The 12831-nt window shown below is 46.0% G+C and carries 10 protein-coding genes; 4 read left to right on the top strand and 6 right to left on the bottom strand.

All coding sequences use genetic code 11. The features are described from left to right. Positions 1–304 precede the first annotated feature (304 nt). Both DWW77_RS09365 and DWW77_RS09370 read left to right on the top strand, forming a co-directional pair. A complete protein-coding gene (locus DWW77_RS09365; protein WP_118608585.1) occupies positions 305–1123 on the top strand; it encodes a histidinol-phosphatase HisJ family protein in 819 nt (272 codons plus the stop codon). A gap of 75 nt (positions 1124–1198) precedes the next feature. Next, positions 1199–3442, top strand: a complete 2244-nt coding sequence (locus DWW77_RS09370) for a hypothetical protein (protein ID WP_118608586.1) — start codon at positions 1199–1201, stop codon at positions 3440–3442. Positions 3443–3646: 204 nt separating this feature from the next. On the opposite strand, the gene DWW77_RS09375 is transcribed toward DWW77_RS09370, so the two are convergent. The 4 genes from DWW77_RS09375 to DWW77_RS09390 all read right to left on the bottom strand — a co-directional run bounded on the left by DWW77_RS09375 (position 3647) and on the right by DWW77_RS09390 (position 8411). After that, a complete protein-coding gene (locus DWW77_RS09375; RefSeq protein WP_118608587.1) occupies positions 3647–6205 on the bottom strand; it encodes an HAD-IC family P-type ATPase in 2559 nt (852 codons plus the stop codon). Between the two features lie 89 nt (positions 6206–6294). Beyond that, positions 6295–6741, bottom strand: a complete 447-nt coding sequence (gene nifU, locus DWW77_RS09380) for a Fe-S cluster assembly scaffold protein NifU (protein WP_015526995.1) — start codon at positions 6739–6741, stop codon at positions 6295–6297. Between the two features lie 28 nt (positions 6742–6769). Continuing rightward, positions 6770–7957, bottom strand: coding sequence for a cysteine desulfurase NifS (gene nifS, locus DWW77_RS09385; RefSeq protein ID WP_021650819.1), 1188 nt, complete (start codon positions 7955–7957; stop codon positions 6770–6772). A gap of 25 nt (positions 7958–7982) precedes the next feature. After that, positions 7983–8411 (bottom strand): RrF2 family transcriptional regulator, encoded by a 429-nt coding sequence (locus DWW77_RS09390; RefSeq protein WP_015526993.1) that lies wholly within the window; start codon positions 8409–8411, stop codon positions 7983–7985. 122 nt (positions 8412–8533) lie between these two features. On the opposite strand from DWW77_RS09390, the gene DWW77_RS09395 reads away from it, so the two are divergent. Further along, positions 8534–9868, top strand: a complete 1335-nt coding sequence (locus DWW77_RS09395; RefSeq protein WP_118608588.1) for a polysaccharide biosynthesis protein — start codon at positions 8534–8536, stop codon at positions 9866–9868. Between the two features lie 42 nt (positions 9869–9910). Further along, on the top strand, positions 9911–10942 hold the full coding sequence (locus DWW77_RS09400) for a 3-deoxy-7-phosphoheptulonate synthase (RefSeq protein WP_015526991.1): 1032 nt from the start codon (positions 9911–9913) through the stop codon (positions 10940–10942). Positions 10943–11081: 139 nt separating this feature from the next. On the opposite strand, the gene xerD is transcribed toward DWW77_RS09400, so the two are convergent. Then, positions 11082–11966, bottom strand: a complete 885-nt coding sequence (gene xerD / locus DWW77_RS09405) for a site-specific tyrosine recombinase XerD (RefSeq protein ID WP_015526990.1) — start codon at positions 11964–11966, stop codon at positions 11082–11084. A gap of 179 nt (positions 11967–12145) precedes the next feature. Beyond that, positions 12146–12754 (bottom strand): stage II sporulation protein M, encoded by a 609-nt coding sequence (locus DWW77_RS09410; protein WP_118608589.1) that lies wholly within the window; start codon positions 12752–12754, stop codon positions 12146–12148. Positions 12755–12831: the final 77 nt, after the last annotated feature.

Here is a 12831-nt window from a genome sequence, read left to right on the forward strand (position 1 = left end):
ATAAATTCCTCCTATGAATTGAATGGTGATTAAATCGTTCCTTTGTTAAAGAAACATCAACCTGTTTCATATTGTACCTAATTCCAAACAAAAATTCAAGAGCATTTTATAAAAAAGAACATTAAAATAAATATTAAGAAAATTTCTGAAAAATGTGCTATAATTCTCTGATAGAAAGTTCTGTCCTGCTGAGCGCCAAAAGAGATATCCCTGCTCCCTTCCGGGAGCCTTACTTTTCCGGCTTCATAGCAGGCAGATATGATCATTGTCACAGAATATAAAGGCTTGAATATGGAGGTACAAAATGGACCAGAAAATTTTATGGGACTGCCATATGCACTCCTCTTTTTCCGCAGATTCCGATACACCGATGGAAAAGATGATCCAGACTGCCGCAGACAAGGGTCTCATGGGAATCTGTTTTACTGAACATTTTGATCCGGATTATCCTGATACTCCGGAAAATCTTGATTTTTCCCTGAACATCCCTGCATACCGCCAGAAGCTTGAGAGTCTTGCGGATGCTTTTAAAAACCAGATCCAGGTTAACTTCGGGATCGAGCTTGGACTTCAGCCTCAGCTTGCAGAATCTTTTTCCGATCTTCTGAAGGAAGTTCCTTTTGATTTCGTTATTGGTTCCTCCCATGTGGTGCACGGATACGATCCTTATTATCCTTCTTATTTTGAGGGCCGTAAGGAATCCGCATGTTACATGGAATATTTTGAATCCATCCTGGAAAATATCGCTGCTTTTGATGAGATGGATGTGTATGGACATATCGACTATGTAGTACGTTATGGTCCAAATCAGAACCGTCAGTATTCTTATGGAAGATATAAGGAGATCCTGGACGAGATCCTGCGGACACTGATCCGCAAAAATGTGGGGATCGAGCTGAACACAGGCGGTTATCACTATGGGCTTGGTGAACCAAATCCATGTGTCAATATTATCCGACGCTACCGTGAGCTTGGCGGTGAGATCATCACCATTGGTGCAGATGCCCATACTCCGGATAAGATCGGCTATGCTTTTGACAAGGCAGCTGATATTTTCCGTGAATGTGGTTTTTCCTATTATGCTGTATTTAAAAATCGTCGCCCTATTTTTCATAAACTGTAGCTCTGTTTCTCTCTCACGTGAGAGAGTTTACACTTTTATACCGAAAATATCATTTTATCTAAGGAGGAACTCTATATGTCAACAAAAAGACTCCAGAAAAAGAAAGCTGCCATGCAGGCAAAAAAAGAAAAGCAGCTGAAAAAAAATACCCCTGCTGCCAAATCTGTTGAAAATACTAAAGTCGAAGTAAAAAAACTTGAAACCGTAAAGAAGGAAACGCTTAAAGTCGAGACCTCTAAAACTGAACCGATCAAGGTTGAAACTTCAAAGACTGAGCCGATCAAGGTTGAGACTTCAAAGACCGAGCCGATCAAGGTTGAGACCTCTAAGACTGAACCGATCAAGGTTGAGACTTCAAAAACTGAGCCGATCAAAGTTGAGACTTCAAAGACCGAGCCGATCAAAGTTGAGACTTCAAAGACTGAGCCGATCAAAGTTGAGACTTCAAAAACCGAGCCGATCAAAGTTGAGACTTCCAAGACCGAGCCGATCAAAGTTGAAACTTCAAAGACTGAGCCAATCAAGGTTGAAACTTCTAAAACCGAGCCGATCAAAGTTGAGACTTCTAAAACCGAGCCGATCAAAGTTGAAACTTCTAAAACTGAGCCGATCAAGGTTGAGACCTCTAAGACTGAACCGGCGAAAGTTACTACTTCCAAGACCGAGCCTCTGAAAGTCGAAACCTCCAAGGAGGACACAGCTTACGATGCCCTCTACGAGAAACGTCTGAAACACTACTACAATGATCTGAAATGGCTCTACTGTGAACTGTTCCGCGATCATCCGGAAGTTGCCGGCACATTCTCAAGCCTCACAAAAAAGATGAAAGAGATTTACCGTGAGCGCTCTCTTTCCATGAAGGAAGCTGACCAGACCTGCGTTGCTGATCCTGACTGGTTCCGTAAGACTACTTTCACCGGAATGGCTGTAAATCCTGCTGACTTCGCAGATACTCTTTCCGGTCTATCTGATAAACTGGACTATATCAGCGAATGCAAAGCAGACACTCTGTACCTGACAGATCTTTTCCAGGCAACCTCCAATTGCTCCCTTTGCATTATCCCGGAGATCGGAACCTCCGAAGATCTGTACACACTTGCAGCTAACTGTAGGAAAGCAGGTATCCGCCTGGCTCTTGAGATCCCGTTAAGCCTTTCTGTGGATGACCCACAGTCCGGTGCGCCGTGTGTGCTCCAGACTCCGGCTTATTTCAATGCAATGCTTCTTCAGATCCTGGAACTTGCAAATGAAGGTGCTTCTGTATTCAGCCTTGGTGTCCTTCCGATGATGCCGGAAGAAAATCTCTGGAAGCTTCACTCTCTGCTACGTATGACCAGAATGGTGTGTGTGATCGTATGCCCCGGAATTCTTCTCCTTGGCGAAACAGACCGCCCACCTGCAGAGGCTGCTGCATTCGGCGGAACTTCCGATATGCCGGAACTTCACATTGTAAACAGCACCCGGCTGATGTCCGATCTCTGGCATACCGTTGCCACAAAGGACACTGCCCTTCTCCGCCGGGGAATTGACAGAGCTGCAGACCTTCCGCAGGCACCGGTATTCCAGAATTACCTCCGTAACCGCAACACTGTACGTTGGAACCTAGACTATGATTTCCTGAAAGGAAGCTTTATCACAGAAGGACCTCACAGAGATTATCTGAATGAATTCCTGGCAGGTATTTTCCCTGATTCCTTTGCCCGGGGTGAAATTTATGTAAATCCGGAAAACGAGGAATCTGAGCTCTGCGGAACAACCGCATCTCTTGCAGGAATTGAGCGTTTTGATTATGAAGGAAATATGGAGGGTGTCAGCCGGGGAATCCGCTATGACGTAACACTTCATGCATTGCTTCTTTCCCTCCCCGGAATTCCGGTACTTCGAAGCGGTGACGAGGTCGGACAGCTGAATGACTACACCTATAAAGCAGACATTTCCAAAGCATCTGATCCCCGCTGGCTCCACAACGGACGTTTCAACTGGGCACTTGCCAGGAACAGAGCCGATGCCGAAACGATTCAGGGACGCATTTTCAACAGCCTTGAGCAGCTGGAATCCATCCGCGCCAGCCATCCGGTATTTGCACCTGAAGTTCCTGCACATACGGTGGAAACCTGGGAAAGGGCTCTCCTTGCCCTGGTAAGAGAAACTTCTGAAGAAAAGCTGATCTGCATCTACAATTTCAGTGATCAGGATAAGGTAGCCTGGATCAACGAACAGGACGGTACTTACACAGATCTTCTCACAGGAGTTCAGAGAGACGCACAGGCTGTAGAGATCCCTGCCTTCGGATTTATCTGGCTTATGCACACGAAATAATAACTTCGTCAGGCGGATATCCACAATCTGCATTCTCTACACAGATCTGCACCGGATAACTTCTCCACAGTTTATTCGCCCAAAAAAGGTTACTGTTCACTCCGTTCTCAGTAACACACCTCGCGGGATATTACCAGTGAACAGTAATCAAAAAAGAACACTGCCATTTTCAACGGGCAGTGTCCTTTTTTATTTCTCATATTATTATTTTCTCAGCTTATCAATAAATGCGGCAAATTTCCCCTGTTCCCCACTATCCAGCGAACGACTGTAAATATTTCTGAGCCAGGCCGTGATCACATCGATCAGGATCGGAGAAAATGTCATCAAAAGGAACACCAGAATGATCATTCCGAATTCCAGAGATCCCAGTGTCAGAAGATTCTGCAGAACCACCGCCGCACCGAAAAAGATCACCTGCATACTGTAAATGATCACCTTTCGATAGGTATTCAAAGGCGCATAAACCGTCTTAAGTGCCGCCATATAATTCCATCCTGTCACAAGCACACAGGCTGTATTCAGCATGGCATTGGAATGGTATACATTCTGGCATACCAGCATCACACTGAACACACAGCCCGTGATGGTCACAGCAGCCGGAAATGCATTCATAAACACATGACGCAAAAATGTATGGTCGATCTTCTCATAATTATTCTCCTGTGCCAGAAGGAACGTAGGAATACCAACAGCACAGGCACTGATCAAAGACATCTGGATCGGCTCAAAAGGATAAGAATCCCCGAAGAAGATCGTAATCAGTGACAGCAGCACGGAAAAAATCGTTTTGATCAGAAACATAGATGCCGCAGTACGGATATTATTTACAACCCGGCGTCCCTGATTCACGATTTCCGGCATTGCTGCAAAATTAGAATCCAGCAATACCACATTGGCAATATTCTTGGCGGCATCACTGCCCTCAGCCATGGCAATACTGCAGTCCGCCTCTTTAAGCGCCAGAACATCATTGACACCATCACCGGTCATGGCAACCGTATGCTTCTGAGCCTGCAAAGACTTCACCATTGCCTGCTTCTGCTGAGGTGTTACACGTCCGAACACACTGTATTCTGCAACTGCCTCGTCCATCTGTTCCTGGGTTGTGATCGTTGTCGCATCTATATAATGCTCTGCATTTTTAAGACCTGCACGTCTGGCAATTGCAGAAACTGTCACCGGATCATCACCGGAGATCACTTTCAGATCAACACCCTGACTTTCGAAATATGCCAGCGTATCCGGTGCCTCTGCACGGATCACATCCGTAATAAGCAAAAGTCCGACAGGTTCCAGTCCCCCCGGAAGCTCCGCACCCTCACTCACATTTACACTATGGGCAAGGACCAGCACACGAAGACCTTCCTCTGCAAATCCGCCACAATACTCCATCAATTCCGGGTTCCCTTCCGGGAAAAGAAACTGCGCTGCACCCATCAGATAAGTACCTGCATCTGTAAATGCAGCTCCGCTGTACTTCCTGTCAGAAGAAAACGGGATCACATGATCCAGCTCCATATCCTGAGATACTTTAAATCTTGCCCTGAGTGCATCGGCAGTGGCATTCTGATCCTTCAGCACAGAAAGCAGATTTCCCATGATATGCTCGATCTCCCGGAGCTTCTCCGGATTTTCCTGACTGTGTTTCTCCGGGTCAGTGTCTGACTTTTCCTGCAATACGAGATTCGCGCTTCCATCCTCCTTTGCGATAGCATCTGTTGCTGAAACTGCAGAGGCAGCAGAACTTTCAGTTCCATCGCTGTCACCTTCGCCGGATCCAGGATCTTTCCCGGATATTTTCTCGGAAATCTCATCATACACCGGCGGATAGCTTTCCACCGCTTCCACACACATGGTACCCTCTGTGATAGTTCCTGTCTTATCCAGACAGAGCGTATCCACGCGTGCAAGAGTTTCTATACAGTACAGTTCCTGCACCAGCGTCTTCTTCTGAGCCAGCTTCAGTGCCCCCAAAGTCAGTGCCACACTGGTAAGAAGGACAAGCCCCTCCGGGATCATTCCCAGGACCGCTGCAACCATATTGACAACAGAATCCCGGATATTATCTCCCACAAAATAGTACTGTTTATAAAAAAGCAGCGCCCCCATTGGTACGATAATGATACTGATCACCTTCAGAATGGCATTCAGGGAATTTCTAAGCTCTGAATTATGGCGTTTGAATTCCTTTGCCTCGCTGGTGATCCTTGACGCATAGTTGTCGCTTCCCACATGGATGATCTGGCAGCAGGCCTGTCCCGCCGTCACAAAGCTTCCTGAAAAAAGCTCATCTCCCGGATTCTTCGGAAGATTGTCTGCCTCACCGGTAAGCAGGGATTCATTGACCTCAAGGCTTCCCTCCAGGATCTTCGCATCTGCCGGAACCTGTTCTCCGGTCTTCAGGAATATCAGATCATCGACAACCAGCTTCTCTGTAGAAATTTTCCATTTTTTTCCTTCACGCAGAACAACCGTCTTGGATTCTGTCAGGATTGCCAGCTTGTCAATAGTTTTCTTAGCACGGACCTCCTGAATGATCCCGATCACGGTATTAATAAAAATGATTCCTACAAACATGGAGTTTTTGTAGGAACCAACCAGCAGTACGAGAACCAGCAGCACCAGGTTCAGAAAATTGAAGAATGTCAACGTATTCTCCAGAATAATCTGCTTATATGTCCTGGTGTTGGGGTTTTCGTTATTATTTACCTGACCCTGCGCAATTCTTTCCTGAACCTCTTCGTTCGTAAGTCCTGTCATGCTTCTTACTTACCTGTCCTTTCAATGGCTTACGGTTCTGTTCAACTGAAGCTTGCTCATGCCCCGGTTATGATCGTAAATAAAAGGGATCAATACTCCTCTTCTGTATCCTCTTCACCCTCGTGGATATCAGACTTCGGTTTGGAAAGACCCTCGATCTTAATGTGATGTTTCTCTGCATAATCCCAGAGAGCTGCATGAATTGCTTCCTCAGCAAGCAGGGAACAGTGGATCTTCACCGGCGGAAGTCCGTCCAGAGCCTCCATAACGGCCTTGTTGGTTACTTCCATAGCTTCCTCAATGGTCTTGCCCATTACAAGTTCTGTTGCCATGCTGCTTGTTGCAACTGCTGCACCGCATCCAAATGTTTTAAACTTGCAGTCTTTGATAATATGAGTTTCGTCATCGATATCAAGGAATATTCTCATAATATCACCGCATTTTGCATTTCCTACAGTACCCACGCCGCTTGCGTTCTCGATCTCACCTACATTACGTGGATGCTGAAAATGATCCATTACTTTTTCACTATACATTATTTTTTCCTCCTGGCAAGTATTTTTATTATTTTTTCTGTTTTTTAATAAAATCTTCATATAACGGAGACATGCTTCTTAAGTTTGCAGTAATATCTTTCAGCTTATCTACTACAAAATCAACATCCTCCATTGTCGTCTCCTCGCTTAAGGTCATACGGAGAGATCCGTGTGCGATCTCATGAGGAAGACCGATAGCTAACAGAACATGTGACGGATCCAGAGAACCGGATGTACATGCAGAACCGCTGGATGCACAGATTCCAAAATTATCAAGCATCAGAAGAAGTGACTCTCCCTCGATGAACTGGATGCTTACATTTACGTTGTTCGGAAGACGTTTTACTTTATCTCCATTGAGGCGTACGTACGGGATCTCTGTGAGGATCCTGCTGATCATATGATCTCTGATCTCGATTTCTTTTGCAGTACGTTCTTTCATGGACTTGTTTGCACGCTCTGCTGCAAGACCGTATCCTACGATACCAGGAACGTTCTCTGTACCTGCACGACGTTTTCTCTCCTGTGCTCCGCCATGTACAAAGGAGCGGATCTTAACGCCCTTACGGATATAGAGGAAGCCGATTCCCTTCGGTCCGTTGATCTTATGTCCGCTGGAGCTGAGCATATCAATATTGAACTCATCTACATTGATCGGGATCTGTCCAAATGCCTGAACAGCGTCTGTATGGAACAGGATTCCATGCTCATGTGCGATCTGTCCGATCTCTTTCAGCGGCTCAAGAGTACCGATCTCATTGTTTGCAGCCATAACAGAGATCAGGATGGTCTCCGGTGTGATGGCTTTCTGAAGCTCATCCAGGTCAATGAAACCATTCTCATCTACATCCAGGTATGTGACCTTGGCACCACGCTCTTTTTCAAGGTATTCGCAGGTATGAAGGATTGCATGATGCTCGATCTTTGTTGTGATGATATGGTTTCCTTTATTTTTATATGCCTCAAAGGTCGCTTTCAGAGCCCAGTTATCAGACTCGGAACCACCTGCAGTAAAATAGATCTCCTCTTTTTTGGCTCCGATCACATCTGCGATCTGCTGTCTTGCCTTTGCGATGGCAGCCTTGCTGTTTGCCGCAAAATCATAAACGGTTGAAGCATTTCCATAAAACTCTGTAAAATACGGCAGCATAGCCTCCACAACTTCCGGTGCGGTCTTTGTGGTAGCCGCATTGTCCAGATATATCATTTTTCCCATTTTCTTTTCCTCCTGTTCAGGATAATTATTTTTCGTGTATTCTCCGGCTTTCTTCGATCAGCTCACTGAGCATCAGTGTATCCACTGCATCTGTGATACTGTCGTTGATCCTCTTCCACACTAATTTAGCCACGCAGAGATCAGAACCCTGGCAGCCACCGTCACCTTCTGTTCCCGGACATGTTGCAGCCTCCAGGCCACCCTCCAGGACACGAAGGATATCTCCCACTGAAATCTCTTCTGCCGGTCTTCCAAGGAAGTATCCTCCGGCTGCGCCGCGGACACTCTTCACAAGGCCCGCTTTCTTTAAAAGTGCCATCAGCTGCTCCAGATAGCTGACTGATATATTCTGACGGCCCGCAATACTCTGAAGCGAGACCGCTTCTTTCTCACTATAAAGACCAAGGTCTATCAAAGCCTTAAGTCCGTATTTTGCTCTTGTTGACAGTTTCATCCGCTCACCTCTTTTTCAATTCCCAGTGTTTTCCTCGGATTTCATGTTTACTCTATCAGAAACATATGGTTCTGTCAAGACTAACTTCTTCATATACTGACAAAAAAGACTCAAGGTTATCCATGTCAAAAAAAATATTTCTCAAAGGAACCCTGATTCTTGCCTGCACAGGCCTTATCAGCCGTATCGCAGGTTTCTTTTATAGAATATTCCTCTCCCATGCCATTGGTGCGGAAGGTCTTGGTTTGTATCAGCTGGTTCTTCCTCTCCAGGGACTTATGGCCGCTTTATCCTATACAGGGATCCAGTCTGCCCTTTCACGCCTGATCGCGTCCAGACTTGCCCTTCAGGAGAAAAAGGAGGCACGTTTTTCGCTGGTCACAGGAACACTTATGGCTGTCTTTTTTTCTGCTGCAGCCGGTTTTCTGCTTTTTCAGCACGCATATTTTTTTGCTTCCGCAATTCTGAAAACACCGCAGACTGCCGGTCTTCTTCGCATAACAGCTGTCAGTATTCCTCTCTGTGCCATTCATTCCTGCATTGACAGCTATTATTATGCCCGGAAAAAAGCCTCTGTTCCGGCAGCCGTGCAGCTTTCGGAGCAGTCTGCACGGATCGGCACTACCTATATCCTGTATCTGATCTTTCTTTCCGAAGGACGTCCGATCACTGCATTGATCGCAGCGGGAGGTTCCCTTGCCGGAGAGACTGCCGCTTCGCTGGTGTCGCTGCTGGTAGTTTCCTTTCATTTCGGAAATCACCCTGTACACGAAAAGACTCCCGTCAGGATCTTTCCGCTGATAAAGGACCTTTTCACACTGTCTTTTCCCATTTCCCTGAACAGGATCCTTCTGACACTTCTCGGCAGCATAGAAGCGGTCCTGATCCCACAGATGCTTCTGCGTTCCGGCATGACAGCCTCAGACTCACTGAAGATCTATGGGATCTTTACAGGAATGGCACTGCCCCTGCTCCTGTTTCCTTCCACACTTACCTCTTCCGCCGCTGTGATGCTGATGCCTTCCATCGCACAGCTTGATGCACTGGGAGAGCAGAAGCAGATCCGCCGTGTCACAGATCAGACCTTTTTTCTGTGCATGTTCCTGGGATTTCTATGCGGAAGCGGATTCTTTCTTTTTGGCCCATTCCTCGGAACATTGCTTTTTCACAGCCAGACTGCCGGAACCTACATACGGTATCTGTCTTTTATCTGTCCTTTTCTTTATACAAACACCATGCTCACCAGCATCCTGCAGGGACTTGGAAAACCGGGGCTCTGTCTGATCCACAGTATTGCCGGCATTCTCATCCGTATTTTCTCCGTTGTTTTTATAATTCCGGCAACAGGGATCCGAGGCTATTTTTACGGAATTTTTCTGGGTGAGCTGCTGCTTACTCTTCTACACGTGAAAGCGCTAAAATTTCCCTATCGACAATCGGCCAATAATCGTTTATAATAAATAATCGAAATGTCTATAGTTATGGAGGAATAAAGTACTATGAGTTTTGAATTCATAAAAAAACTGCCAACTCCTGAGGAAATCCGCAATCAGTATCCGCTCGATGCTGAACTTCAGGCGCTCAAGGAGAAACGCGATGCTGAGATTCGCGACGTTTTCACCGGAAAATCCGATAAATTCCTCGCTATCATCGGACCATGTTCTGCAGATAACGAAGATGCCGTATGCGATTATCTTTTAAGACTTCGCAAAGTTCAGGAAAAGATCGAGGATAAAGTCCTTATCATCCCGCGTGTTTACACAAACAAACCACGTACGACCGGTGAAGGATACAAGGGAATGGTCCATCAGCCGGATCCTGAGAAAAAACCGAACCTTCTTGCCGGACTGATCGCGATCCGCAAGATGCACATGCGTGCTATCCGCGAAAGTGGCTTCACCTGTGCAGATGAGATGCTTTACCCGGAGAACTACCGTTATCTCTCTGATCTGCTTTCCTACGTTGCTGTAGGCGCACGTTCTGTTGAAGATCAGCAGCACAGACTCACTGTCAGCGGCATGGATGTTCCGGCTGGTATGAAGAACCCTACCAGTGGTGACTACAGCGTTATGCTGAACTCCATTGTTGCAGCACAGGGCGCTCATCGTTTTATTTACAGAAGCTGGGAGGTTGAGACCACCGGCAACCCACTCTCTCACGCAATCCTTCGCGGTGCAGTAAACAAGCATGGGGAAGCGATCCCGAACTACCATTACGAGGATCTTCGTCTTCTCTATGACAAATACCATGCAAAGAACCTTGCCAACCCGGCAGTGATCGTGGATACCAACCACTCCAACTCCAACAAGCATTACGAGCAGCAGGTTCGTATCGCAAGTGAGGTTCTTCACAGCCGTCAGGTAGATCCTGAGCTTCACTCCATGGTAAAAGGTCTCATGATCGAGAGCTATATCGAGCCAGGCAATCAGAAGATCGGTGGAGATCACATCTACGGAAAATCCATCACAGATGCCTGCCTTGGTTGGGATGAGTCTGAGAAGCTGCTTTACACGATTGCTGAAAATTGCTAAGATCTGTCTGATCTGCAGTTCAGGAAACGGATATTTGTGATCCTTTTACACTTTATGTTCAAAAAAAGAACCGGCATTCTTCCATTTTGGAAGCTGCCGGTTCTTTTTTGAACGCGTTTTTTATATTATTTCTTACAGATCAATGCCTCGGATGTGCTTTCATATATACGTCTCGCATTTTCGCAACGCCAAAATTCAGATAGACCTGTGTGGTGGAAATATCCGAATGTCCAAGCATTTCCTGCACACTCTTCACGTCCGCTCCATTCTGCAGCATATGTGCGGCAAAAGAATGTCTCAGTGTATGCGGCGTGATATCATGCTGGATCCCGGCTTCCTCTGCATATCCCTTCAGAACCTTCCAGAATCCCTGTCTGCTCATGGATTTTCCTGAACAGTTGGTAAAAAGACTCTCCGTCTCATTTTCTTTCACAAATTTTCCACGGGCTTCCTTCAGATATTTCTCCATGGCTGTTTTGCATACATTTCCTATCGGGATCACCCGTTCCTTATCCTCATCGTGACAGACTACATAACCAAGCCGCAGATTGAGATCCTCCAGATTCAGCCGCAAAAGTTCACTGACGCGCATTCCTGTAGCATACAAAAGCTCCAGCATGGCACTGTCCCGGATTCCCTTCGGTGTATTCAGATCCGGCTGTTTCAAAAGGCGGTCTACCTCATCCACAGTAAGGATCTCCGGCATCCGCTTCTCAACCTTGGGCGGCTTCAGTTCCAGAGACGGATCCCTCTCGATCCTGTTCTCCTGATAAAGATACTGAAACAAGGCACGGATAGATGCTACATTTCTGGAGATCGTTGAGGAAGCGAACTGTCCTCTCTCCATATAGCTGAGATAGCCTTCCAGCTCCAGTTCTCCTACATCTCGGATATCATAAATCCCACGATCTGCAAAATACACTGCCATCTTCTTCAGGTCTCTCTGGTAAGATACTTCTGTATTATGTGACGTTCTTTTTCTATTATGTAAATATGTAATAAATTCCCGTATCTCTATATCCATTTCTCTGCATCCCGTTTCTCTAAAATCATACTCGTTTATGACTGAATTATACTGTGAATTTTACATAAAATCAAACAGTTTTTCATCGTAAAACCGCACAATTTCAACACTTTCCGGCACAAACCACCAAATATCGCAGATTTTATGGAAACCATCACTAGATATTGTGGAAATTTTCCTCAAAAAAATTTCAGGCCCTTTATAACTTTTTCTACGACCCAGGGATTCAGAAAACTTTCTGAGAGGATTCCTCCTGTATACAGCAGAAAAACTGTGATCCCCTGCCGAAAATAAGCCCCTGTTTTCTGCGGCACAAGTCCGTAATTTTTCCAGATCCCATACGATTGTCTGTATACGATACCTGCAAGATAAAAATACGCCGGAATATAGACCAGATACTGCGGCATCAGAAGTCCGGCGCCGGCCACACCGCCATAAATACCAAATTCCAGAACCGATAATGCCAGGATCATTCCTGTCTCCATTCCCAAAAACAGCATATATGCGACCGTCAAAGGCACTCCGAATATTGTAAATCCGCATAAAAACAACAGAAGAAAAAAACCTCCTCTTCGTCGCAGCACTTCCAAGAAATAAGCTCCGCCGGAAATATCTTTTCCTGCAAAGCTGCGGATCAGATAAAAAGAAGCCAAGGTTTTCTGCTTCCACTCCATTTTCCAGATCAGATTCGGCAACACATTTCCCGCAAAAAATCCGGTCATAAAAAGAAGTTCCGCCGGAAAACGTCCGGCATTTTTCCACTTCCGGTTCTCTGTCTTACTCTCCATTTACTCACCCTGTACCAGTTTACGCCTGTTTTTCCGGTAATATGACCGTTTTTCCACATGACAAAAAAAGGCCAGCC

It is taken from the genome of Ruminococcus sp. AF17-12, assembly GCF_003479245.1.
Taxonomy (GTDB): domain Bacteria; phylum Bacillota; class Clostridia; order Lachnospirales; family Lachnospiraceae; genus Blautia_A; species Blautia_A fusiformis.

Excerpts from the sequence above, each read along its gene's own strand:
- DWW77_RS09365 (WP_118608585.1), top strand. The coding sequence starts at position 305 with ATGGACCAGAAAATTTTATGGGACTGCCATATGCACTCCTCTTTTTCC.
- DWW77_RS09370 (WP_118608586.1), top strand. The coding sequence starts at position 1,199 with ATGTCAACAAAAAGACTCCAGAAAAAGAAAGCTGCCATGCAGGCAAAA.
- DWW77_RS09375 (WP_118608587.1), bottom strand. The coding sequence starts at position 6,205 with ATGACAGGACTTACGAACGAAGAGGTTCAGGAAAGAATTGCGCAGGGT.
- nifU (WP_015526995.1), bottom strand. The coding sequence starts at position 6,741 with ATGTATAGTGAAAAAGTAATGGATCATTTTCAGCATCCACGTAATGTA.
- nifS (WP_021650819.1), bottom strand. The coding sequence starts at position 7,957 with ATGGGAAAAATGATATATCTGGACAATGCGGCTACCACAAAGACCGCA.
- DWW77_RS09390 (WP_015526993.1), bottom strand. The coding sequence starts at position 8,411 with ATGAAACTGTCAACAAGAGCAAAATACGGACTTAAGGCTTTGATAGAC.
- DWW77_RS09395 (WP_118608588.1), top strand. The coding sequence starts at position 8,534 with ATGTCAAAAAAAATATTTCTCAAAGGAACCCTGATTCTTGCCTGCACA.
- DWW77_RS09400 (WP_015526991.1), top strand. The coding sequence starts at position 9,911 with ATGAGTTTTGAATTCATAAAAAAACTGCCAACTCCTGAGGAAATCCGC.
- xerD (WP_015526990.1), bottom strand. The coding sequence starts at position 11,966 with ATGGATATAGAGATACGGGAATTTATTACATATTTACATAATAGAAAA.
- DWW77_RS09410 (WP_118608589.1), bottom strand. The coding sequence starts at position 12,754 with ATGGAGAGTAAGACAGAGAACCGGAAGTGGAAAAATGCCGGACGTTTT.